The sequence below is a fragment of the Paraburkholderia caribensis genome (genome assembly GCF_002902945.1).
Taxonomy (GTDB): Bacteria; Pseudomonadota; Gammaproteobacteria; order Burkholderiales; family Burkholderiaceae; genus Paraburkholderia; species Paraburkholderia caribensis.
The window spans coordinates 1-23424 of sequence record NZ_CP026103.1; the positions used below are offsets into that span (position 1 = coordinate 1).

General features: G+C 57.5%; 21 protein-coding genes. 13 read left to right on the forward strand and 8 right to left on the reverse strand.

Annotated features, from left to right (window positions below; translation table 11 throughout):
- The 3 genes from C2L66_RS29490 to C2L66_RS29500 all read left to right on the forward strand — a co-directional run bounded on the left by C2L66_RS29490 (position 1) and on the right by C2L66_RS29500 (position 3519).
- Positions 1-1305, forward strand: a complete 1305-nt coding sequence (locus C2L66_RS29490) for a replication initiation protein (protein ID WP_060609558.1) — start codon at positions 1-3, stop codon at positions 1303-1305.
- Between the two features lie 84 nt (positions 1306-1389).
- Positions 1390-2541 carry a ParA family protein gene (locus C2L66_RS29495; protein ID WP_035992259.1) on the forward strand — a complete coding sequence of 384 codons (1152 nt, stop codon included), beginning with the start codon at positions 1390-1392 and terminating at the stop codon, positions 2539-2541.
- A 12-nt stretch (positions 2542-2553) separates the two neighbouring features.
- Positions 2554-3519 (forward strand): ParB/RepB/Spo0J family partition protein, encoded by a 966-nt coding sequence (locus C2L66_RS29500; protein WP_054931360.1) that lies wholly within the window; start codon positions 2554-2556, stop codon positions 3517-3519.
- 1198 nt (positions 3520-4717) lie between these two features.
- Here C2L66_RS29500 and C2L66_RS41485 read toward each other — a convergent pair.
- Positions 4718-5227, reverse strand: a complete 510-nt coding sequence (locus C2L66_RS41485) for a hypothetical protein (protein ID WP_211301921.1) — start codon at positions 5225-5227, stop codon at positions 4718-4720.
- Between the two features lie 1181 nt (positions 5228-6408).
- The gene (locus C2L66_RS29510) at positions 6409-7995 is read right to left on the reverse strand and encodes a methyl-accepting chemotaxis protein (protein ID WP_060609561.1); all 1587 of its coding nucleotides are present in this window, start codon (positions 7993-7995) and stop codon (positions 6409-6411) included.
- Positions 7996-8576: 581 nt separating this feature from the next.
- Between C2L66_RS29510 and C2L66_RS29515 the strand changes: the two genes are divergently transcribed.
- From C2L66_RS29515 to C2L66_RS29535, 5 genes are all read left to right on the forward strand, one after another.
- The gene (locus tag C2L66_RS29515) at positions 8577-8888 is read left to right on the forward strand and encodes a BufA1 family periplasmic bufferin-type metallophore (protein ID WP_054931389.1); all 312 of its coding nucleotides are present in this window, start codon (positions 8577-8579) and stop codon (positions 8886-8888) included.
- A gap of 28 nt (positions 8889-8916) precedes the next feature.
- Complete coding sequence (gene bufB / locus C2L66_RS29520; RefSeq protein ID WP_082670528.1) at positions 8917-9840, forward strand: MNIO family bufferin maturase; 924 nt, start codon at positions 8917-8919, stop codon at positions 9838-9840.
- A gap of 1 nt (position 9841) precedes the next feature.
- Positions 9842-10624 (forward strand): HvfC/BufC N-terminal domain-containing protein, encoded by a 783-nt coding sequence (locus tag C2L66_RS29525; RefSeq protein WP_060610646.1) that lies wholly within the window; start codon positions 9842-9844, stop codon positions 10622-10624.
- The gene (locus C2L66_RS29530) at positions 10624-11130 is read left to right on the forward strand and encodes a DoxX family protein (protein ID WP_060609564.1); all 507 of its coding nucleotides are present in this window, start codon (positions 10624-10626) and stop codon (positions 11128-11130) included. The genes C2L66_RS29525 and C2L66_RS29530 overlap by 1 nt, the downstream gene beginning before the upstream one ends.
- Before the next feature lie 61 nt (positions 11131-11191).
- Positions 11192-11929, forward strand: coding sequence for a YkgJ family cysteine cluster protein (locus tag C2L66_RS29535; protein WP_233445109.1), 738 nt, complete (start codon positions 11192-11194; stop codon positions 11927-11929).
- A 30-nt stretch (positions 11930-11959) separates the two neighbouring features.
- On the opposite strand, the gene C2L66_RS29540 is transcribed toward C2L66_RS29535, so the two are convergent.
- The 3 genes from C2L66_RS29540 to C2L66_RS29550 are packed head-to-tail and all read right to left on the reverse strand — an operon-like array spanning position 11960 to position 13965.
- Complete coding sequence (locus C2L66_RS29540; RefSeq protein WP_060609570.1) at positions 11960-12601, reverse strand: DUF1109 domain-containing protein; 642 nt, start codon at positions 12599-12601, stop codon at positions 11960-11962.
- Positions 12598-13143, reverse strand: a complete 546-nt coding sequence (locus tag C2L66_RS29545) for a sigma-70 family RNA polymerase sigma factor (RefSeq protein ID WP_082670530.1) — start codon at positions 13141-13143, stop codon at positions 12598-12600. The genes C2L66_RS29540 and C2L66_RS29545 overlap by 4 nt, the downstream gene beginning before the upstream one ends.
- 15 nt (positions 13144-13158) lie before the next feature.
- Positions 13159-13965 (reverse strand): SDR family NAD(P)-dependent oxidoreductase, encoded by an 807-nt coding sequence (locus C2L66_RS29550; protein WP_060609579.1) that lies wholly within the window; start codon positions 13963-13965, stop codon positions 13159-13161.
- 290 nt (positions 13966-14255) lie between these two features.
- Between C2L66_RS29550 and C2L66_RS29555 the strand changes: the two genes are divergently transcribed.
- Positions 14256-14843, forward strand: a complete 588-nt coding sequence (locus C2L66_RS29555; protein WP_060609582.1) for a TetR/AcrR family transcriptional regulator — start codon at positions 14256-14258, stop codon at positions 14841-14843.
- 13 nt (positions 14844-14856) lie between these two features.
- Here C2L66_RS29555 and C2L66_RS29560 read toward each other — a convergent pair whose 3' ends face one another.
- Both C2L66_RS29560 and C2L66_RS29565 read right to left on the reverse strand, forming a co-directional pair.
- Positions 14857-15795 carry an HD-GYP domain-containing protein gene (locus C2L66_RS29560; RefSeq protein ID WP_322789563.1) on the reverse strand — a complete coding sequence of 313 codons (939 nt, stop codon included), beginning with the start codon at positions 15793-15795 and terminating at the stop codon, positions 14857-14859.
- Positions 15789-16430: a DUF1109 domain-containing protein gene (locus C2L66_RS29565; RefSeq protein WP_060609585.1), complete on the reverse strand. Its 642-nt coding sequence runs from the start codon at positions 16428-16430 to the stop codon at positions 15789-15791. Before C2L66_RS29565 ends, C2L66_RS29560 begins: the two co-directional genes overlap by 7 nt.
- A 716-nt stretch (positions 16431-17146) precedes the next feature.
- On the opposite strand from C2L66_RS29565, the gene C2L66_RS29570 reads away from it, so the two are divergent.
- Both C2L66_RS29570 and C2L66_RS29575 read left to right on the forward strand, forming a co-directional pair.
- Positions 17147-18325 carry a lactonase family protein gene (locus tag C2L66_RS29570; protein ID WP_060609588.1) on the forward strand — a complete coding sequence of 393 codons (1179 nt, stop codon included), beginning with the start codon at positions 17147-17149 and terminating at the stop codon, positions 18323-18325.
- A gap of 1073 nt (positions 18326-19398) precedes the next feature.
- A complete protein-coding gene (locus tag C2L66_RS29575; RefSeq protein WP_060609591.1) occupies positions 19399-20964 on the forward strand; it encodes a methyl-accepting chemotaxis protein in 1566 nt (521 codons plus the stop codon).
- 21 nt (positions 20965-20985) lie between these two features.
- On the opposite strand, the gene C2L66_RS42420 is transcribed toward C2L66_RS29575, so the two are convergent.
- Entirely contained in the window at positions 20986-21282 is a 297-nt protein-coding gene (locus tag C2L66_RS42420; RefSeq protein ID WP_107202511.1) for a DUF2866 domain-containing protein, read from the reverse strand.
- 568 nt (positions 21283-21850) lie between these two features.
- On the opposite strand from C2L66_RS42420, the gene C2L66_RS29580 reads away from it, so the two are divergent.
- On the forward strand, positions 21851-22402 hold the full coding sequence (locus C2L66_RS29580; RefSeq protein WP_082433849.1) for a sigma-70 family RNA polymerase sigma factor: 552 nt from the start codon (positions 21851-21853) through the stop codon (positions 22400-22402).
- Complete coding sequence (locus tag C2L66_RS29585; RefSeq protein WP_060609594.1) at positions 22384-23352, forward strand: DUF4880 domain-containing protein; 969 nt, start codon at positions 22384-22386, stop codon at positions 23350-23352. Before C2L66_RS29580 ends, C2L66_RS29585 begins: the two co-directional genes overlap by 19 nt.
- Positions 23353-23424: the final 72 nt, after the last annotated feature.

Below are 23424 nucleotides of genomic sequence, written 5' to 3' on the forward strand. Positions count from 1 at the left end.
ATGCCCAGATCTTCGCCGACTGAGGTTCGTACTGAAAGCGTCAAAAAGCACGTGGCGGCCATCCACACGAGCGGCGAGCTTTCGCTGCTGGAGCGGAAGCTTTCCAACGTGCTGCTACTGCATTCATACGACAACCTTCTGAACACGAGAACGCACCGTCTACCGGTGCGAACGCTCATGCTCGTACTCGGCTGGACCGAAAGCGAAAACACCGAAAAGCTTCGAGAAGCGCTCAGGCAGCTTGCCACCACGGCCGTCGAGTTCAACGTCATGGATGACGGACGTGAACGTTGGAGCGTCATGCCGATACTCTCTTTCGCGGAAATTCGCGCGGGCGTCTGCTCGTACCGCTACGACGAGGCGTTGGCCGAGAAGCTTTACGATCCGTCCATTTACGCTACCGTGAATCTCGGCGTGCAGCGCAAATTTTCGAAGTCGCATGCGTTGACACTCTATGAGAATTGCCTGCGTTTTCAGAAGGTTGGCTCGACCGGCTGGATCGAATTGCCCGTCCTTCGGAAACTGCTGGGAGCGACCCAGGAGTATTACGACGACTTTCGCCGCCTGAATAGCAAGGTGATTCAGAAGGCCGTCAAGGAGATCAACGACGTCTCAGACATCAACGTCGACGTCGAGTATCAGCGGCTCGGTCGTTCGGTCACGGGTGTGAAGTTTCTGATCCGGCAAGGCGCGCAACAGTCGCTTCTTACGCCCGAGACAGAAGACGAGTTCGCGCACGTCCGCGACAGTGAAATTTATCGGAAGCTCCGGGCTCACGGGATTGGCGACAAGCTGGCGCTCAGTTTCGTCATCGAGGATGAGGAGCGAGCCCGTCTGGTCGTGCAGCTGGCGGAAGAGAAAGACCGCAAAGGTCAGATCAAGCGTTCTACGGCCGGGTTCATTCGGACGCTGATCGAGAACAAGGCCGATGTGTCTGAGCCGGAATACGAAAAAGAGAAACGCGAAAAGGCTCAGAAGCAGGCGGCGGCCGTGCGCACGCGCACCCTCGACGCCCGCATGCAGGAATTGCGGATCGACTTCGATCGCCTCCAGTGCGCTGCAGCCGTGAAGGCGCTGACACAGGATGAGAAGCGCGCGTTTGCCCGTCAGTTCGTCGAAGGCGACGGAGCCAAATATGCGCGCGAGTTCCGTCCCGATAGCCCGGGGCTGTTTTCCGGCTCGGTGGGGCGTGTGAATTTCGCGTCGTGGCTGAGAAACCGCGTGCGTCCGGAATTCGACGCGACAAAGTTCGACGGTTGGCTTTCTGAGAATCACCAGGAAGTTTCGTTGCAACGGAATTCATAAAAATCGCGGTTTTCCGTTGAATAAATGGCTTTCTGTCGAGCCATCTGATATAAGCTGACTGCATCGTCTTTTGCGGATCAGCTAATGAACATCACTATTCAAGACATCGTCGATCAGGCCGCGCGCGCGACTGACATCGTCTCGCAGGTTCGGGGTCGCATGCTGGCTCCCAACGCCCGCAAAAACCCTCCCGTTTTCAACGCTTCCCAGCTTGCTGCGCTGTGTGAAGTCGACAAGAGTCAAATCACTTACCGCACGTCGAAAGGGGACCTTCCCCCGGGAACCGTCAACGCGACGGGCTCGCGGCGCGAATTCTCCTTGCTGGAAGCCCGCGAATGGGTACGCGCCTACCGCGGCAACGCGCTGCGACCGGCGAATGCACCGGCCATGACGGTCGCCATCGGTAACTTCAAGGGTGGCGTCAGCAAGACGACTACGGCGATGACGCTAGCCCAAGGCTTGAGTTTGCGCGGTCATCGCGTGCTGGTGATCGACACCGATCCGCAAGGCTCGTTGACCACGTTGTTCGGCATTCTTCCCGATACCGAGGTCGAGGAAGATTCGACGATCACGGCCTTGGCGACAGGAGATCAAACGAGTATCGAATACGCAATCCGCGAGACGTATTGGGATGGCATCGATCTCGTGCCTGCCTCGTCTTCGCTCTTCAACGTCGAGTTCATCCTGCCGAGCCGGCAAATGAAGGAACCGGACTTCGAATTCTGGAACGTGTTGAACACGAGCCTCGAACAGGCGCGCAGCAACTATGACGTGATCATCATCGACACGCCGCCCGCGCTGAGCTACGGCACCGTCAACGCGTTCATGGCCGCCGATGGCCTGATCGTCCCGACGCCGCCGAATGCACTCGACTTTGCCAGCTCGGCGCAATTCTGGACGCTCTTCAGCGATCTCGCGTCGAACCTCACGGCAGAAACGAACACGGACAAGTCGTTCGAGTTCATTCACGTGCTGCTTTCGCGTGTGGACCCTGCCGATGCTGCCGCGGGCGTTGTGCGGGAATGGATCTCGGCTACTTATGCGGAAAAGGTTCTGCCCGTCGAAATTCCGAAGACGGCGGTGACGGCGGCAAGTTCGGCTGAGTTCGGCACCGTATACGACATTTCCCGATACGACGGCAACGCGAAGACGTACCGAAGGGCGCGCGAAGCCTATGACCGGGTGACGGAAATCGTCGAGCAATCCATTGTGGCCTTCTGGGCGAAGTCAGAATAAGGGGAGGAGTAAATGTCGATCAAGGACAGGCTTGCAAAGAAGACGGGTGACTTGATGGTTCCTGCTCCGTCCCAGGACGCGGGGCGTAGTGCATCGCCGCGTACCGCGCCCGGGCAGATGCTGGCGTTTCGCAGCGCGATGCGCGAAAGCTCGGATCGCGTCTCGCAACTGGAAGCGCAGCTTAAGGAATACGACGGCGCCGTCGCGATCCGTGCGCTCGATCCGAAGACTATCCGGGCGTCAAAATGGGCGAACCGCCAGGATTTCGGTGACGAGAGTTTTGCCGAGCTGAAGTCGTTGATCGCCGAGGCGGGCGGCAACACGCAACCGATCAAGGTACGTCCTTCGGGCGACGGTGAAGGATACGAAATTGTGTTCGGGCATCGTCGGCATCGCGCGTGCATGGAACTCGATTTGCCGGTGAACGCGATCGTCGATGGCGAGATCACGGAGCAAGGTCAGTTTGTCCAGATGGATCAGGAGAACCGCGCGCGGAAAAACCTGAGTCCTTGGGAACAGGGGGTCTGGTACAAGCGTGCGCTCGACGACAAGTTGTGGCCGTCGCAGAACGCGATGGCGAAGGCGTGCGGTCTGTCGCAGGGGAATATCTCTAGCGCGCTGCTCGTGGCCGAGCTTCCGGCCGAGGTGGTTGGTGCGTTCCCATCCCCGCACGATATCCAGTTTCAGGCTGCGCGGAAGTTGTCGGTCGCGCTCAAGAAAGCTGCCGACGAGGTCGTCCAGCGGGCGGTCGAGCTTGCTGAGGATTCGTCGCGTACGGCTCCTGAGGTGCTGGCTGCGTTGCTGGCGGCGGCTCGGCCCGCGGCTCCTGTCCGGAAGGAAGAGGAGGTTGGGATCGAGCGGAAGGGAGAACTGTTGGTGATTCGTTTGCGCGCGAGCGGTGTGCCGCAAGATCGCGTGGAAGAGTTGCGGCAGTTGATTACTGGATTTCTTGAGGATGTGCAGTCGGCGGCTGATTGAGGTTTGCGCGGGTGCCCGTCTGGTGGACGGTGGGCACCCGGTGTAATGTGATTTGTTCGTGTTTGGTAGTTGAGTGTCTTCCCCCAGGCGGCGTTCGTTTCTTGTGACGCCGCTTTTCTTTTTGGTCATTCGACCAGTCTCTCTCCCCACTCTCCGCGATTTTTCTGGCACTGCGCTTCTGGCGGCTGGGGTATTTTTGTGTGGCGGCGCGCGTGGGCTGGCTTCAGGCTCTGGTGATCGTTCGGGGCACCGGGACGGGATTCTCAGGATCGGGTCCATCACGCGTTGTAGGCGAACCCAGTTTCTGTGTGACCGTGTTCAGTGTGTGCGGTGCCGGTGGCTGTTTTAGGGCGGCGCGGAAATTCTGTGGTGGGTTATTTACGGTAAATAGGGCTGTGCAGGTGGCCGCGTGTGTGCTCTCGCGCAATCCTTCGCGTCGCCGCGCGGGAAAGTGCGCACGAGAAGTTTGCCGGTTTCGGTGATCGGCTTAACGGAGGTCGGACAGTGGGGGCTATTTACCGTAAATAACCCGCACTGGTTGAAGCGGTGAGCGCACTAATCATCGCGTCTGAAAGGTATTTACCGTAAATAGCTGGCCGACGGCTCGCGGAAATGACAAATGGACTTTGGCCGGTTCCGGTGAGGCGTTGCTGCGCGTAGGCGAGTAGTCATGCTCCGAGCGTATCGAGGGTGGCAGACTCCCACACGTTCCCCAAGGTCGAGGACAGGTACTTGGGCGCCGATTGATCGAGCGCGACCTTGTCGCGACGGTGGGTTATCGATGCACCTCGCCGAGCCATATCCGCGCGCGATTGTGCAGGTGCAATGGCCGTCGTAGGCTGGTCGATCGACTACATCGCGCCTTTGGAAGCTGAGGACTCTGGTCGGCGACCGAGATTCTTCGTCCGGATGTGGCGCAAGAAAAACCGGCATCTCGAGTGAACCGTGCGTTACCAGTCCACGTACTCCGCGAGCGCAGCGTCAATCGCCTCGGAAAATCGTGACGGGACCGTAGCCACGAAAAGCGCATCGAGCACGTCAGCCGTATCCTTCAAAAACGCGGACAGTCGCCCTGTCTTGGACAAGCAATGAGGACGTGCTCCCCCAGTGACACCATGGCTCTCAGCGTGTCACGTGCTAGACCAACGACCGCTGTCTTGTGGTGATCGAATGCAGTTTCGTCGTTCCATGTGTATGGTCAGTCCACGGCATTAATAATGCCCGGGTCGGGCAGTGGACGATGACGTGGGACGCCGATCGAGTGGATGCGGCAGCTGCGACGAGCCCAACTTTTGAAGATCGGTGCCTTTTCGGATCTTTGGAGCCGAGGCGAGATGAACTGCGGTAGCGGCCGTATCCAAGCCTCTCGGGCGAATGAGCCTCTCGCGCGTTGCAGCGACAGCGACAGCGACAGCGACAGCGACAGCGACAGCGACAGCGACAGCGACAGCGACAGCGACAGCGACAGCGACAGCGACAGCGACAGCGACAGCGACAGCGACAGCGACAGCGACAGCGACAGCGACAGCGACAGCGACAGCGACAGCGACAGCGACAGCGACACGAGCAGGAGCAGGAGCAGGAGCAGGAGCAGGAGCAGGAGCAGGAGCAGGAGCAGGAGCAGGAGCAGGAGCAGGAGCAGGAGCAGGAGCAGGAGCAGGAGCAGGAGCAGGAGCAGGAGCAGGAGCAGGAGCAGGAATATCCGCAAGATGGCTACGAGTGGCGAAAGCGTTCGACCGCTCGACATCGTGTACTTAACCACGAGTTGCAGTGAGACCCGCTGGCGCGGATATGCAGACACTGCTCCGTCTGTCTGCAAGCCGCGCTTCGGTGGCATCGCCACCCCGGGCCGCACGGCCTTATCTCAAAATTAATAAGCGTTACTGAATGAAAATCCGTGGCAACGCATAAATGGACAACCCCGGAGCAACTAGCCTGTCTTCCGACAGAATGCCTCTACAGGCGCCCGCAACTTCCAGGAGACGCGGCATACCAACAGGCCAAAGCCAAACCCGCCTACGACCCCTCAAACGGTCTCAAACGGTGTCCGCGTTCACCCCGCGCGCAAAAAGCATATCCCGGCAAAGACTTGCAGCAGAAACGTGAAACAACCTCAAGAAAACCATGCAGGTCAAGAAATCCGTCCGACGAGGTAAAAGCCATGCCGCCTCAAATTTGATAAATAATTGATTTATAACGACATTCACCTTCCATGGCAGGATTCCTTCCTCCACCAGGCAAGCGAGTCCCCGCGTACGACCCTCCTCAGAAGGTCGAGCCGTGCAATGGACGACTGCGCGCTAATGCCAAAGGCCTGTCATCTGTTGTTTCTGTTCATGCGGCTTAATGCGCTCCGATCTGTTTATGCATACCTGTGAAACAATCGAGCGAAGAAAGCGAAGACGTTTTTCTTGTTTTGATACAAACACTTACCTGTTCAACTTGAGGTAACGTTTCACGATAATTGACCTAAGCCTAGTGTTATTGCCCGTTTCGGCAGGTTTCGTGCATCGTTACCCTGATTTGGGTGAATTAGTAGTATTTGTTACGTAACTTGTCGTGATCGATACCCAAATCGGTGCAATAACCGCGGTTGTACGGTCGATTCACCAATAGACGCACGCCAACAGGGAACGGATCCATGCGGGGACACGCATGTAAACGAAACATCCTGGGCCGGAAGACGACTCGGGGGTAGGTGGGGCGTTGTCCATTTACCTCAGCATGAAAGCCGGTGACGCGCATTCGTTGACTTGCGACGCTCGTCGTCCTCCGAGTGCAGATACAGACTTGTGGTTCCGATTGAGGCGAGTCCCAAGTTATCGCGAACGTCGCGGAATCCAGTCTCTATAGCGACTACGTCCAACGCATGCCGACTCCGCTCAATCATTAGCCATGCTGTTCCTTGCGGGCCGAAGTCTTGAAGACACTGACGGTGTCCAACAACCTCTCGGCTTGAGCGATGAGCATTTCGGTCGCGGTCCCGGACTGTTCGACCAAGGCCACGTTTTGCTGTGTAGTGCCTTCAAGATGTTCAATCATGCTGCGGACCTCTCCAATTTGTTGGGTTTGCAGCCGACAGGCGTCGTTGATCTCGCCCATTATGGAAGTCACGTTTCTCGAGGCAACAATCACTTCTTCGATAGTTTGCCCTGCAATCTGAACCATCCTGCCGCCTTCGCTGACGCGTGCGTCGCTCTCTTTGACGAGCGATTTAATTTCCTTTGCAGCCTCGGCGCTTCTCTGGGCAAGTATCCGCACCTCGCCGGCGACCACTGCAAACCCCTTTCCGTGACCGCCGGCCTTCGCCGCTTCGACGGCAGCGTTCAGGGCGAGAATGTTCGTCTGAAAAGCAATGGCGTCAATGGCCGAGACGATCTCTCCAATGCGTCGGGACGACGCGTCGATTCCATGCATGGTTTCTACGACACGCCCGACTGCGTCTCCTCCGTTGCCTGCAGTGAGAGATGCCTTGTTCGCCAGCTCATCCGCCTGATTCGAGTTCGCTGCATTTGCTGAAACGCTCGAATCGAATTCGCCCAATGCGTTTGTGGCCTGCTCCAGTGCTGCGGCCTGCCTGCTCGTGCGCGCACCAAGATCATTAGTTCCATCTGCGATCTCGCGGCTGGCTTGCACGACACCGCCAGCGGCTACGCGGACCTGGTCGACGATGTTTGTGAGACTGTCGCGCATCGCTGCGACCGTTGCCATGACGCTGCTGGCATCGTCAGGTCGCGCGGGAGACGGTCGTGAGAGGTCGCCATCTCGAATCGCGTTTGCGAATGCGATCATTGCACGCGGGTCGGCGCCAAGGGTCCGGGAAATCTTGCGAGTTACATACCAGACGACACTGAAGCTCAGGATGCTCGCGGCGGCGGCCAGGCCGGCCATCAAGATCCCGAACTTGACACTGATTTCCCGTGCTTCGTCACCTTCGGTGGCGCTGAGAGATTCTTCATAGTCAATCATGGTATTGACGGAAGCAAGCCATGCGACGAGTGCGGGTCTCGCACTGTCTAGCAGAACCCTTCGAGCTTCGTCCGAATCACCTTTTGACTGCAGGTCGACGACCTGGTCAATCAGGGGCAGTGCGCGTGTCTGCGCCGCCTTGATTCCGGCGTAAATTGATTTCTCTTCATCGTTGACGTGCGACCCATTCAGAAAAATCTTTTCGAGCGGCTCCGATGACTGGTCATAGTCATGCTGCAGCTTTCTGATGTTCTGAACGACAGATGGTAGTTCGTCCTTCCCCACCAAGGTCACGTCACGCAAGGCGATCGAGCGGTCGTGTACGCTTCCTCGAAAATTGATCGCGTATCGTTCCTTGACCCCGTTCAGATCGATAACATCGTCGAGCCGTTCCCGAATACTTTGGACCTGAGCGATGGAAACTGCGGCTAAGGTAACGAGTGCGACGATCACGACACCAAACCCGGTGATCACCGTTACTCGCAGGCTTTGAGTTGGAAATTTCATGTTCGCCCCGTTTGCACATTGTTATGGCGACGACGCTGGGCGGTCTTCATCACGTACATAGTTGTTGACCAACCATTCTGTGCGTCGAAGCTTCTCCTGCGCACTTCACTGCAGCTAGTGTCATCACCGTCAAGCTAATTCGTTCTCGACACGCAGCCGGTTACATCGCAAAGTGGATATTAAAAACGGGCATATCGGCGACCGAAGGAGTCGCGTTTTCGGGGACCGTCAAGTCTACGGCGGGTACGCGATGCAAAGAGATCGTTAGCAGGTAGCCCCAGTGAAGCCTTCTTCGCCTGACGTTGCGTCAGCTAAATATCGTGACAACGGAACCCGACAAAACAGGCGTCGTTCTGCCAGTCCCATTGCTCGGAAAGCATGAACATGCGAATTCGTTCGCGCGGTACCACTCGCTCGTGCGCCAGGCAGTGAGCCGACGACGTGGCAGGCTGAGCTTTCTTCGGACTGTTCGCTGGCGCAGGCTTAAAAAGATTTCCATATCGATGTAACCGAATCTCTCCAGACGCGAATTTACTTAGGTACTCGCATTGGGTACCACCAACAAACTACTGGAGAGAAACATGTCCGCAAAGACAGTTGTGAACGCAGCGTTGCTTGCAGGCGCGGTTGCCAGCCTGCTGTCGTCCGTTGCCAATGCTGCGCCTCTCACAAACGCCGAAGTTTCGGCGGCTACGGCAGCGCACAAGGAAAAGTGCTACGGGGTAGCACTGAAAGGCCAAAACGACTGCGCTGCGGGTCCGGGCACCACCTGTCAGGGTACGTCGTCGGTCGATTTCCAGGGCAATTCATGGAAGTTCGTTCAAGGCGGCACGTGCACCAGCATCTCGGTTCCCGGCGGTGGTCACGGCTCGCTGACGCCCATGAAGTCCTAACGTCGTCGGCTGGAATCGGAGACTCGCGATGAGAACGATGGCCCACGCAGATGTCGTTGCCGTTCATCAACGTCTTCGATTCCCAGCTTCGAACGACTCGAGACGGATCGGCACCAGTTTTAAGCACGAGCATCTTGCCGACATTCTTGATGCGCGACCTCAGGAAACGTTCTTCGAAGTTCACGCCGAAAACTATATGGGCGCTGGCGGACCTCCGCATCGTGCATTGGAAAGCTTGCGGCGCGAACATCCATTGTCGGTTCACGGTGTGTGCATGTCGATTGGCGGCCCTCGACCGCTCGACTCCGCACACCTGAAGCGATTTCGCGACGTGTGCTTACGGTACGAGCCGACACTAGTCTCTGAACATCTTGCGTGGTCAAGTCATGGTGGCGCTTTCTTTAACGATTTGCTGCCGCTGCCATACACACGAGAAACGCTCGCACTGGTTTGCGCTCATGTTGACCAGATTCAGGACGTAATTCGTCGTCCGCTCCTGCTTGAGAATCCATCTACCTACGTTCGCTTTGCGTCGTCAACGATGACGGAATCTGAGTTCCTGAAGACAGTGGCAGATCGGACGGGCTGTGGTCTTTTGCTCGACCTGAACAACGTGTTCGTGTCCGCGACGAATCACGGCTACGACGCGCGCACTTATCTGGAACAGTTTCCGCTGGATGTTGTTGGAGAGATTCATCTCGCCGGGCACGCCGAGCAACTCGATGACGAAGGTGATCGGCTACTGATAGACAGCCACGACCGGGCTGTCTCTGACGCGGTATGGAGTCTCTATGAGCACGTCATTGAACAGCGCGGCCCGATGCCTACGCTGATTGAATGGGACAGTGACCTGCCCGAATGGAAAGTGCTCTGGAATCAGGTCATGCAGGCCCGCATGCGGATGATGAGAACCAGCGCAAATAGAACGGAGGAGGCAGTCCGTGATCTCTGAACTGCACGGCGATGTAGCCGACCCGAGTTATGCCGCCTTATTCGTCTCCGGGCTACTTGATCCAATGGCGCCGCCGCCGGACGACGTGGTTGCGAGAGACGGGAAGGGCGTGGCGTTGCGTTACAACGTGTATCGAAACAACGTTACTGTAAGCCTGATTGATGCACTTGCTGCCGTGTATCCTGCCGTGCGACGCATAACAGGAACTGAATTCTTTAGGGCGATGGCGCGTTTTCATGTTCGTGTGACGCCGCCGGCTTCGCCTTTGCTGTTTGAGTACGGTCGCGACTTCCCGGCTTTCATAGAAAGCTACGAACACGCGCGGGAAATGCCGTGGCTTGCCGATGTCGCTCGTATCGAGCGCGTGTGGCTCGATGCGTATCACGCAGCGGATGGGCAGGCCATGAGTCAGGAGGTGTTCTCGGCGGTCGCCTCTGACCGCATCGGGTCGCTGTGCTTCACGCCTCATCCATCTGCGCGCGTGACGCGCTCTAACTACCCGGCCGTCTCCATTTTCGCGATGAACCGTCGTGATGAACCGGTCACTCCCATCTGCTCGGCTGAAAGCGAGGACGCTCTGGTGACGAGGCCAGATCAGGATGTTCTTGTGTCCAGGCTTCCACCAGGTGGTGCGGTGTTCCTCAAAGCCCTGATTGATGGCGCGTCTCTCGGCGAGGCCGTATCAGCGGCGTTCGAAGAGACGTCTTCCTTTGACCTGCGGGGCAACCTGGCAGGAATGATCGAGTCCGGAGCGTTTACCGGGATCAAATTCGGAGATTCATGATGATTTCTCAAAGACAATCGAACGACCGAACCGATGGTGCGAATGTGGCCACTCTCATCGGCAACGCGAGCCGGTTCATCCAGACGCTGGCACAAACCTCGTTGACACAGCTCGTGCTACGGTTAGCGCTTTCGGTGCCGTTCTGGAAATCAGGCATGCTCAAGTGGCATGGCTTTCTGAAATTGAACGATACAGCTATCACCCTCTTCACTGATGAATTCCAGTTGCATTTGCCGGGAGGGCCGTACCATTACCCGATGCCGGCGGTGTTTGCGTTTTTATCTGGCTGCGGCGAAGTCATGTTTCCCGTGCTGCTCGTGCTTGGATTCGGTACGCGTTTTGCAGCAGTAGGCCTGTTTCTCATGACGTGCATTATCGAAATCACCGTTCCTGACGGATGGCCGATCCACATCACCTGGGCCGCGATGGCGCTCGCGATCGCAGCGTGGGGGCCGGGCAAGATTTCGATAGACCAGCTTCTCGCGAACAGGGCGAGATGGGCATAAGGCGATTCACAATCCACAACCGGTCGGATCCAAAGACATGACGGTCCATTTCTCGTGCACGATGTGCGGCAAGTGTTGCCACGGCCTACGGCTTCCTCTGAGTCTCAGCGAAGCCGGAGAGTGGCTTCGACGCGGAGGAGACGTGCAACTGTTCTGCGAAGCAATTCCATGGCCTGTTGAACCCGAAGAAAGCAATCTGCAGGCACGCCACAAACGACGCAGGTCTTTCGCGGCGTTGAGCGGAGACCTGCCAATTCGCGTTGTCGTGAGCGTTGTTGCTTCGTTCGATGGGCCGTGTCCGAATCTGCTGCCGGACATGCGATGCGGGGCATACGAAGCACGACCGCTTGCATGCCGTATCTATCCCGCTGAAGTAAATCCGTTCATTGAGTTGGTTCCTGCTTCCAAGTCGTGTCCATCGGAAGCCTGGGCAGCAGACCAGCCAACATTCTTGCAGGGCGGCCGGTTGGTGAATTCTGCAAGGGTGATTGCTGCCGAGCGATTTCGTCTCAATGACTATCACGACGCCGGGATCAGGGCGCGGCTTTGTGATGAGCTTGGAATCGGAGTCGCATCGCTTGCGAACGAAGGCTTCGTCATCCATTCGATAGAGCGTGACGTGATGACTGACGCGCTAGCTCGCATCGATAGAGACGCTGGAGCGGGTGTGGAACCAGCGAACTGGCAGTTCGTTACGAACAATACCAGCACTCGCGACACACTTCTGGAAATAGGTGCGCACGTTTATGCACATGAAACCGCATCATCTAGCCGGACCATGCAGTATCTGGCTTTCTGATGCGCACACGTCGCTAAGTACTGGAGAGGATTACCAGCGCAGCAGCTTTGGCCCGAGTGCAGCACCCAAGCCAGCAACGAGGACCATCCCCAGCACATACCAGATGCTCCAGAAAGCCGGGCTCATTTCCGGGCAATGAAGGCAGTACGCGATGGTGGCGATGGAACTGGATAGCAATCCTGCCGACGCGCCAGCCAGTCTAAGATTCGTTGGTGCGAGGCTCCTCACCGCGACGAACACAGCGATAAAGCCCGGAATCGAGAGCATCAGAATGTTGAATGGGCAGGTTCGCCAGGACATCCCGAACAGAAGAAGAGGGCGGTCTTGCGGTTCTGCCATGCAGACAAATATCGCGCCCGCTAACCAGACCAAAGCTATCGGCATACCCACCAGCAACTGCGCTCTGCCGATTTTCGCTCCCGGTCGTGAAAGGCGAGTAGTGGCAATAAGGGCGCCAATCGCAATACACGTGGGAAGAGCAATCTTCGCGAGGAACAATCCAGTGTATGCGACGGATGCCAAATCCGGGCGCAGTCCGAATTTCCACTGCACTAGCAACAGTGCGCCAAGGGCGGCAACGAGCAACGCCAAAGTAAAGCGACGCGCTGCTGTATCGCGGCTCACTGGCTCTGCCCCGGTCGCGAGCAGGTCGACAAGTTCTTCTGTTTTCATGCTGTGCCTCTTACCAAGGCGGCAAGTGCTTTCAGTCCCCGGTGAACACTGACCTTGACGGAAGCTTCGGACAATCCGGTCAGATGCGCAGTCTCAGCAACGGATCGTCCTTCCAGCTTGACATGCAGGATCGACATTTTCTGCTTGGCCGGCAGACTCGCCAGCAACTTGCCGATATCCCGGCGCGCATCGGCGGGCTCATCGTCCGTCGATGCAAAAATATCGTCCTGGTCGTCGATAGAATCAGTCAAGGCGTCTTTGCGCGCTCGGGTCCGGAAATAGTCCGTGAGTTTATACCGGGCTATTGCATGTATCCAGGCCGTCAGCGGTTCGTCAGGTCGATAGGTGTGGCGAGCATTATGTACGGCCAGAAGGATTTCCTGTATCAGGTCTTCGACGTCATCCTGCATGTGGGGCAGACGCTTACGCAAATAGCCGCGAAGGTGGCGGGTCAGATCTGCGAGGAAGTTGCGATACGCACTGGCGTTTCCTTCAAGTCCCGACCGGAAAGACGCTTTCAGACTGGTTTCGGCGTTGTACAAGAGCTTTCCCCAGCTTCACAGCGCCGAATGATCGCGAACCGCCTCCGCGAGTTGCGATTTGAGACCGGCGAACCGCCGGTCCAGGGCTGCTGGCTCTTCTCTGTTGCGGGCAATCATCTCTGCTCGTGCCTGGCCGCCCCGGATGACCTCGAAAGCGTTGGTACGGATGCCATCCAGGATTGCCTCGGCCACCGCTGACGCCGGTTCGCGCACAAATCCCAGGTCTGGGCCAGCTTTCGACGTCTGCATCATCGGTGTATCGGTTGCCCCTGGATACACGGTCATGACATGTACACCTTCATCCACGAGTTCGCGGCGCAACGCCTCGCCGAACTGGGAGAGCCCAGCCTTTACTGCCGCATAAGTTGTGTAAAAGGGCATACCGATCAGCGCGATGCCGGATGCAACATTGATCACGAGCCCTTCACCGCTCTCGCGCAGCTTCGACAAGGCAGCCTGGGTCAACAGAATCGGAGCCAGCAGGTCGACGTCGATCATCGCGCGGATTTCCGCTTCCGTCGTGTCTTCCAGCCGTCCTGCCCGTACGCCGCCGGCGTTATTGACCAAAACGTCCAGGCCTCCGAGCGCGTCAAGAGCGCCATTCAACGTTGCCGCACGGCCGGAATCTGTTGACGCATCCGCGACGACTGCGCTCGCCGCGATGCCAGCTGCAGCCAGCTGTTTCACCGCGTCATCGAGAACGGCGGCCCGTCTGCCGGTGATTACGATGCGGGCTCCAGCCGAGCCGAGCGAGTGCGCCAGTGCAAGTCCGATTCCGCTCGAACCCCCAGTTATCAAGACGCGCTTTTGCTGTATTTCCATAGCTCTGATGTTCTATGTGAGACGGGTCGTTGGATGAACGTGAGTGCGATTACACGCCCAGTCGAAAGCAGATTCGCTGCCACCTAGGAAGCGAGGGATGAGCATGAAAACAGGCTGTGGCATTCCCCGCTGCGATGCGTTGATCCACCCGGGATACGGGCGCGGCGCACGACAGCGCAGAAAATCGATTCACATTGGGTAGTTTTAGAACGATTGCTTTAGAATAGCCGAACGGAAAATTGCATGCAACATCACGCCCCGGTAGCATCGGTTAATGGAAAGAGGAATCTATGGCTCGACCGAGGGAGTTTGACGAAACAGCGGTGCTAGACGCGGCCGTCCACCAGTTCTGGCTTTACGGTTACGAAGCGACGTCGGTGCGAGACCTTGCACAGAGCATGGGAATGACGGGCGCCAGCCTATACAACGCATTCGGAGACAAGCGCTCCCTGTTCCGAAAGGCACTGGCACATTACGTTGCAAAGAGCTTCGGCGACCGGGTATCGCGCTTTGAGCAACTGCCGCCGCGAGATGCAATCGTCGCGTTTTTTGACGAAATCGTCGATCGCTCGATTTCTGACGAAGACCGAAAGGGGTGCCTCCTGATTAACTCAGCGCTTGAGGTCGCGCCTCACGATCCCGAGTTCCAGGAAACGATCGCTGGTGTCCTCGTAGAGGTTGAAGATTTTTTTCGACGTTGCGTATCCGCAGGTCAGCGCAGCGGCCATATCTCCGACGACCAGTCCGCTGATGACCTTGCGCGCATTCTTTTGAGTACGTTGCTCGGAATACGGGTGCTTGCACGCGCCCGGCCCGAGCGTGCGCTTCTCACAGGATTACTGCGCCCCGTGCACGCATTGCTGGGCTTACAGGTCTGAAGCCACGGCTTTGCTACCGCGCCAGGGGCGCGAGGTACGTATCCCACGCCTTGCCGACGATTCGTGCGATCAGCTCTTCGTCCGGATGTGCCTGGATATCCGCAGCGTTCGCCAGCTCGCCCGACGGCTCGGGCACAGCCAGAAGTCCGGTGAAGGTGTAGCCACCGTGACAGACGGGGCAGAAAATAGATGCGCCGACAGTGGTTTCTCGTTTGACCACCATGGTCGGGCCACATCCAAAACAACGCTGAAGCGGAATGCCTTCGTCGCTATGTTCGACAATGTGGTAAAGATTTTCAGCCCTGCCCAGTTGCAGGAATGCTTCGCCAAATTCCCGGTCGAACTGCGTGCCAAGATTCTTGGCGATAATCGATAGCGCTTGCTCAACGGGCATCCCTTTGCGATACGGGCGATTGCTCGTCATCGCGTCGAACGCGTCGCAGATACCGATGATCGCCGAAGCTCGAGGGATGGCGCTGCCGGAAAGGCCCTGAGGGTAGCCCTTGCTATCGGGACGCTCATGATGCGAATACACGGCGTCGAGAACAACCGCGCCCAGAGGGTGCTGCGCGAGCAGCGTCCGGCCGACGTCTGGATGTGTCTTGATTGCGGCGAACTCCTCATCCGTAAGCCTGTCGGCTTTCTTCAATACCGCATCGGGGACTGCAATTTTGCCCAGATCGTGAAGGAACCCACCGATGGATACGACCCACGCGTCCTTATCGGAAAGTCCTGCCTTGCGCGCCAGCATATTCGCAAATCTCGAGACCCTCCATAGATGACCACCCGTGTAAGGGTCGCGCGCCTCTACGACCCACGCGAGCGATAACAGACTCGTCAGGAGACGGTAGTCAGAAGGCGGCGCCACCTCATTTTTTCCGAGGAAGTAGTTGGCGAGTCGAGAGATCATCATTGAACGGTTGAAGTGTTGTCGAAATTGCCGAGTTACCATCGGAGCAAGCGAGGTCCGAGCAATGCGCCTGCTACTGCAGGAACGCACATGCCTGGCACGTACCAGGTCGCCCAGAAAACGGGACTCATTTCCGGGCAATGAGCGCAGTAGACCGTTGCGCCGAGCGCACCTGATAATAGCCCTGCCGCAGCGCCGGCAACTCTCAATCGTGTTGGCGCGAGGCTCCGCAGGGTTCGGGTGATTGCGATAAAGGCCGGGATGGAAAGGAGCGTTATGTTCAGTGAGCACGTGCGCCATGTGCGGCCGAGAATGAGCGAAGCGCGCTCGCCTGTCGACGTGTTCACCAGCAGATAGGCTCCCCAGCAAGCGACGCACAGGATGGGGAGCATCCAGCAGACGGCTGGAACACCAATCGGGACGCCCGGATAGGAGAGGCGCATCGTGACCATCGCCACGATGCCGGCGAGAGATACGGGAAGTGCTAACTTCGCCCAGAAGACGGGAGCAAAGAGCATCTCTTCAAGATCAGGATGAAGACCGTAGAGCAGCACCATGAAGATACAGGATGCGCCAACTGCATACGCTATCGACGGCCAGAAGCGGCTCCAGGGGACCACCTGGTCCACCGGGTCCAGATCTGATACCAGTAGGGAGATTAGCGTGTCTGTTTTCAATCTGGCCTCATGCGTCTCTGCGAGGCAGGAGACGAATCCTCAGGGATGCATGTACTTATCGTGCGATGCGCGCAGGTGGCAAGGCAACTCCGCATCAGACAGGCGACGCGGAGGGCCTGCCGGTTAATTCGCACCCAGAAGATAAAAGGTTACAGACCGAGATCCCTTTGACGATTTTCGATCAAACGTCCGGAAGGGTGCAACGGTTCCGCCGGTCGCGAGACTTCGTACATCAACAACGACATACTTGCCGTCGGGAGACAGTGCAACCTGCGTCGGGAGCACGCTTGGCTGAATTGTCCTGTGCTGGCCGATCTCCGTCAGCTTACCGTCCGAACCGACTCGATAGGCGTCGAGCTGCTGCGAACCGTGCTGATTAGTCATGTACAGCACGCCGTTTGCAAACGCGAGTGACGTTGGCAGAACACCCCCGTTGTCGATGTCGCGAGGGGTGTTGGGTTGCCGCCGTTGCGATCGATGGAAAACACGCTGACGGAATTGTTGCCTGCGTTCGCAACGAAAAGGCGGGATCCATCCAGGCTCACAATGACGCAGTTGCCGTTATCGTGAGAACCTCCGCATACGGCGAGCATGATTGATCATTCTTTGTTCGAGTGTAACCAATCACCTCTGGCGAACGAAGTAGGTGTTTGTCGGTTGTCGAAAGACGGCGACTCCCCCGGTGACGAACATCTAACTCCAGAAATAGGTGAAGAATGAAACTCAGGCTGGCAGCGGCGGCAACTATGTCTGTCTTCCTCGCGGCATGTGGCGGATCGGATAACAGCAAACCCACTACGACTGTTGCGCAACTCTTCGCACAGACAAATGATACAAACAACGCCGTGGTCCACTTCACCCGAAATCAGGACGGAACCCTGGTCGCAAAGGGTAGTGTGCTGACGGGCGGCAAGGGCACAAACGGCGTCAATTACTTCATGGGCAACATTACTGCTCCTGATGCATTGACCAGTAACAACAGCGTCATTGTGTCGCCCGACAAGTCGCGCTTATTTGTAGCGAATGCGGGCGACAATTCCGTCACCACGTTCGCGATTGGTGCGACCGGTGACCTCACGGTGCAGGCTGTATCGCCGACAGGTGGTGTACGCCCAACTTCGCTGGCATTTTCAAATGGCGTGCTCTATGTTACCCATCAGCAGGGCGCGCAGGAGCTAGGCGCATATCGCGTGGGACAAGACGGGAAGTTGACGCAGATTGCGCAGTATGTGGTCGCGAATCAGGATGCGCTTCCGACACAGGTCGCGATCAGCCCCGACGGAAAATTTGTCGTCGTGAATGGCTTTCTTAAGTCTGTATCTCCGGTGACGCCGCTTAACATGCTCCTTGCGTACCCGATCAACAGCGATGGTTCCCTCGGAATGCCAGTGTCGAGCGCTTCGGCAGGTGTTGGTCCGTTTGGCGGTCGCTTCGCGTCGGGCCCGTTGTCGTCTGTCTTTGCGGTGACGGAAGCTGCAGGTGGCACAGCGAGTTCATACTCTTTCTCGTCTGCTGGCGCTTTCAGTGTCCTTAGCGGACCAGTGACAGTTACGGGGCAGCAGGCACCGTGCTGGATTTCTCTCACACCCGATAATCACTTCGCTTATGTGGGAAATGGCAGTGGGGCTGTTTCACTGTTCGCGCTTGACGGCACCGGCAAGCTGAGCCTCGTGAATGCCGTCGCGGCGACGGAGACACCGGTAGCGGGCCAGACGTCTGCATTCGCAAACGACTCCTGGATAAGCCCCGACGGGAAGTTCCTGTACCAGGACTATGCGGGCGACGACAAGATTGTCGCGTACTCGATTGGCGGCAATGGTTCACTTGCGAAGCTTGGAGAGCAACCGGCAAACACCCAGTCAAAGATAAGCCTGCAAGGCCTCGCAGGTATCTGAGTGGCAATCGTGGCGTGGAGCGGCGGTCGTAACCATGACATTGCGACCGTTGCACCGCTGCTATGTCTTAGCGCTTAGATTCAGGCCGTTATCTGCGGTGATGTTCCGGTCGAGCGCTTTCTGAACCGACGCCACAAGGTATGCAGTTCGCCTTTGATAGGCTCGTACACGCCAGGATCATCCAGTAGTGCAAAGGCCTTGTGAGTCGAACGATGCGCATCGAGCGCCAGAGTAGATTCCGAGAGTCCTTGTCTCACCCTCCACTCTCTGCAGAGTCGACTCGCGATGGCAACGTCCTCCGTCGCTGCCAAAAAACCTGCGCCGGCTCAGTTCGCCGTGGTGAGTTCGATCGTCGATTAGGTTCCTGAATTGGCGCGCTATTCAGCGACGCCGACGACTGCCGAGTTCCCAGACACCTATTTCTTCAGCATCGTCTATAGGCATCTTCTGCAGATCGCCGACCGCGTGCGGTGCATGCAGGACGGCATCGACGATGATGTACCGATCTGGTTTCCGCGCACGCGCGTGTTCGATAGTGCTTACTCCAGCCGTTCCGAAACGCCACTGCTACCTACACCAAATTTAACGGTGCGAACGGCACGGGTCAGGGAAGCGCGAACATCTTTCGCAGGTTGCGCCCTTTCGTTCATCGCTTATGTCTCTTGCCCGCGATCGCATGTTATCGAAAGTGCAAGCCCATGAAGAATCGCAAACTCGACGAGGAGTTGGAAGGGGCAGCCGCGTCTTAATGGCGCTGCGCGTATGCCAGCACAGATCGGTTTCACGAAACCGATGAAGAATGTCGAGATTTAAAATGTACTGAAAGTAAATGTTTTCTGCGTGCTTTCGCAACGTATATCGGCTAGCTTTTTCAGGAAACCGAAAAAAATACGATTAACTTTTCTTATCGTTTGCGAAAGAAATTTGTTCTTGATTGAATTCTCCGGGAGCAGCCTTTTCCGGAAGTTCAAACGTTCGCGGGAACCGTTGAAGACAGGCGTGAGCAGAAAACTTTAAGGGAACTGGATGCGTGCCGACATACGTAATATCCCCCCACTTGGCGAAAGCGAAGCATGAAATCCATGACTGTCAGTAAAAAACTCGGCTTGGCATTTGGCCTCGTCGTACTCATATCGTTAGTCGGCAGTGCGATATCGTTAGTTAATTTTCTAAAGCTTAATCAGGCAAACGGATGGAATGTTCACAGCTATCAGGTGCTGCGAGCCAACGACGACATGTTGACGAACCTGGTGAACATGGAAACCGGTGTGCGTGGCTTCGTTGTGTCAGGCGAAGAGCGGTTCCTCGAACCCTATGCTGCCGGCCGTAAGCAGTTCGCGAACTCGTTCGACGTCGCCCGCAGCCTGACCGCAGACAACGCTGCGCAGCAGCAGCGCCTCGAAACGTTGCGCGACATGCATCAGAAGGTCGCAGACATCGACGAGAAGCTGATCGCGATGCGGCGGGATGTCGACGCCGGCAGGCAGCCTCTCGACCGTCTGATCGACTACTTTAAGCAGGGCAACGACAAGCAGTTCATGGACCGCTATCGTGCCATTTCGGCAGAACTGAGCAACGCCGAACAGTCTTTGCTTGATCAGCGTTCGGGCGAAGTCAGCAGCATGACGGTGTCGACAAAGCTGGCGCTCGCCGTCTCGGGCTCGCTTACAGTTGTCATTTCCATCGTGCTCGGTGTCTTCATCACCCGGGGTATCATGCGCGCGTTGGGGGGTGAGCCGGCTGAGGCTGCCAAAGCAGTGCAACGGGTTGCGGAAGGTGATCTGGATGCGCGCGTTACGCTTGCGCCGAATGACCGGGCGAGCGTGATGGCGTCGGTCGAATCAATGCGGCAGCAGCTGCGCGGTATCGTTTCGGATATCCATTCCACGGCAGAAACCATTACGAACTCGGCGGGCGAGATCGCGCAAGGCAACCTGGACTTGTCGCAGCGCACGGAAGAACAGGCGGCGTCGCTGCAGGAAACCGCAGCTAGCATGGAGGAGTTGACATCCACCGTACGTCAGAACGCCGAAAACGCGAAGCAGGCAAACGCCCTTGCCGGAAAGGCATGCGAGGTGGCGACGCGTGGTGGCGAAGCGGTGAATGAGGTGGTCGATTCCATGCGCGCAATATCGGCCAGTTCGGGCAAGGTGGCCGACATCATCACCGTGATCGAAGGCATTGCTTTCCAGACCAATATCCTTGCGCTGAACGCCGCGGTCGAGGCAGCCAGGGCGGGCGAACAGGGCCGTGGCTTTGCAGTTGTGGCAGGCGAAGTGCGCACGCTAGCCCAGCGCAGTGCCAGCGCGGCCAAGGAGGTCAAGGAACTCATCACCAGTTCAGTGGAAAGCGTGGCAAAGGGCTCAGAGCAGGTGGAGAGAGCGGGTGCGACCATGTCCGACATCGTTCAGTCGGTGAGGCAATTGACGGACATCATGGGGGAAATCGCGTCGGCGTCGGACGAACAGGGAACGGGCATCGAGCAGGTGAACGTGGCGGTGGGACAGATGGACTCGGTGACGCAGCAAAATGCCGCGCTGGTTGAGCAGGCGTCGGCTGCTGCGCAGGCGATGGCGCATCAGGCGACATCGCTTCGGCAGGCGGTCAGCGTATTCAAACTCGGGCACTCGCCCGTGTGAAATCAGACGCTGGTTTGCTTGTCACGTCGATAGCGATGGCTTGCCACGACGGCGCAAACTTGCTGGGGGCTCCGGCCCATCATCGCGTAGCCGGTGTCGGGATCCAGACGGCGCAGACTGAATCAACGCTATCACGGCCGTCGCCGTCGTGTGAGGGCCGACTGCTTGTCGAACGACGCAGCCTGTACGATCCAGCCACTCGACGATCCGGTACGCATGGCCAAAGGGATGGCGAATTTCCAATGAAATTCGGCATCCACGAAGCTTCAACCCGTCAAGTTCATTAGATTGTTTATTACGCGCCATGTCTTCACTCATGTTCACGTCGATATTGCATCGCAGTCTAAGTGTGGATACTTAGAATAAACTTAAAAGATGGTCAGTTGACCTGGAACGGAGCCGAGCACTTAGCTATCTGAAAGATCCGATCGCGAGAAGGGTGCAATACATCATCCCTTCGCAGAGCGGCGCTTCGTTTTGACGCTCGATGCCGTTCTTTTTGAGTAGAGCGTGCGGACGCATCTTGTTCACGCAAAAGCACAGGTGGACCATGTGGCACAGAGGAGTGCCGCGCCAGTCGACCTCGATGAAGCGGCGGTGTGACTGTCAAGTTGCGCGGAACGATGACCGTTTAGGTCAATTCCCTAAGCGCCACCTGGTGCGAACAGTCCCTGGCGAACACCAACGGAAAAATTGTTGTTTCGGTACTACGGCGCGAGTAAAGTCCTGAATTGACTCCAGTAAGTGGCGCGTTGGTTGCAAATTGCACGACGACATCGGAATATTGAAATGGCATACTAAGGCTAGGGCGCTTTTCAGATAGAACGTTCTGCGGACGCGAAGCGCCGGAATGCCGCAGGCGCCGCGGACTCGTACACGGTGCCAGATGAGCAAGGTTTCAGATCTAATACGACCGGCGGCGAAGCTAGTTATGGGCGAAGAACCTGCTCGTTCGCGCGCGGCATGGCTCGCAAATGAATTTCGGTCAAGCTACGGATGGTTGAAATCGAAGCTGCATCGTCGCCTCGGTTCGGCCGCTGATGCTGAAGACCTCGCTTCATCCTCGTTTGTCGAGCTTGCGGGGGTTGAAGACCTTGCCTCTGTCCGCGAGCCGCGCGCACTTCTGACGGTCATCGCTCAACGGCTGACTTACGAGTTGTGGCGGCGACGGGACCTCGAACGAGCGTACTTGGAGTCGCTGGCACACAGTGATGAGCCCGTTGCGCCGTCCGCCGAATCCATCTCAGAGATTTCCCAGGCACTCGCGCTCATCGACCGGGCGCTTGATGGACTATCGCCCAAAGCAAAAAGCGCCTTCATATATAGTCAGGTGGATGGATTGACCTACGCAGAGATAGCCTCGATTCTGGGCGTATCGTCCAGTATGGTCCGCAAATACATCGCCCAAGCGCTCACACGATGCTACCTGATAAGTTAACTGCGTCCGATGACGTTCCTACGCATGATGTCGCCATCCAAGAGGCAATCGAGTGGGAGGTGGCCTTGCGTGCCGGCGACGTTTCATCTGATGAGCGTGCCAGATTCGAGAACTGGCGGCTTGCAGACCCGTCCCACGATGCCGCTTGGGCGAAGCTCCAAGCCCGGCTTAAAAAGTTTTCTGCACTCGAGGGTGCCTCAAGTGCCGCGGTTCGGCGAGCCGTAGATGAACCATCGCACACGCGGCGGCGACTGCTGAAGATTGGCGCAGGCGTAGCCACTGGTGTGCTCGCGGGTGTCGGCACGAAAGAACTGATTAAAGCTTTTGCACTTGATGCGGACTTACACAACGGCGATGCGGCTCCGGAAAACGTGGCGCTCGACGACGGCGTGCGGCTTACGTTGGGTGCGTCCACACGTGTCTACGTGCCGGCCAAGGGCCCACAGGGCGACATTTTCGTCGCCTCTGGACAGATTGCTACCGGGGCTCGCACTGAGACCAGTAGCCTGATAGCCGTCAGGACGCGCGACGGCATGGTCCAGACCAGTACCGCCAAGCTGAGCGTGGATGCCCTGCGAACGCATACGGTTGTGGCCGTGCAAGGCGGGGACGCTATCCTTACTGACCGCAATGGAGGGCGTGTGAAGGCCATCGACGGAACGGCGTGGTCGCTTTCCTCGCATCGAATTCAGCGGATGCCAGAGACGTCGTCGGACATTTTCGCGTGGACAACAGGCACCTTGGTCGTTCTTGACCGCGCGGTTCCCGATGTCGTGGAAACGCTCGGACGGTACTTCAAGGGCTATGTCCGTTTTCCCAGTGCTGCATTGAGCCGACGAGTCAGTGGCGTCTTTCCGCTCGACGACATCGAAGCCTCCCTAAGGCAACTCGCTGAAGGACTAGGGCTTAGTCTGAGCTTCTACGGGAAGGCCCTTGCAATCGCCACCTGAGGCGATGCGCGACTGACCGCATCTTCCACCGGCAAAAAAAACTTGCCGACCGGTGTCACTTTTCTTCGCTGG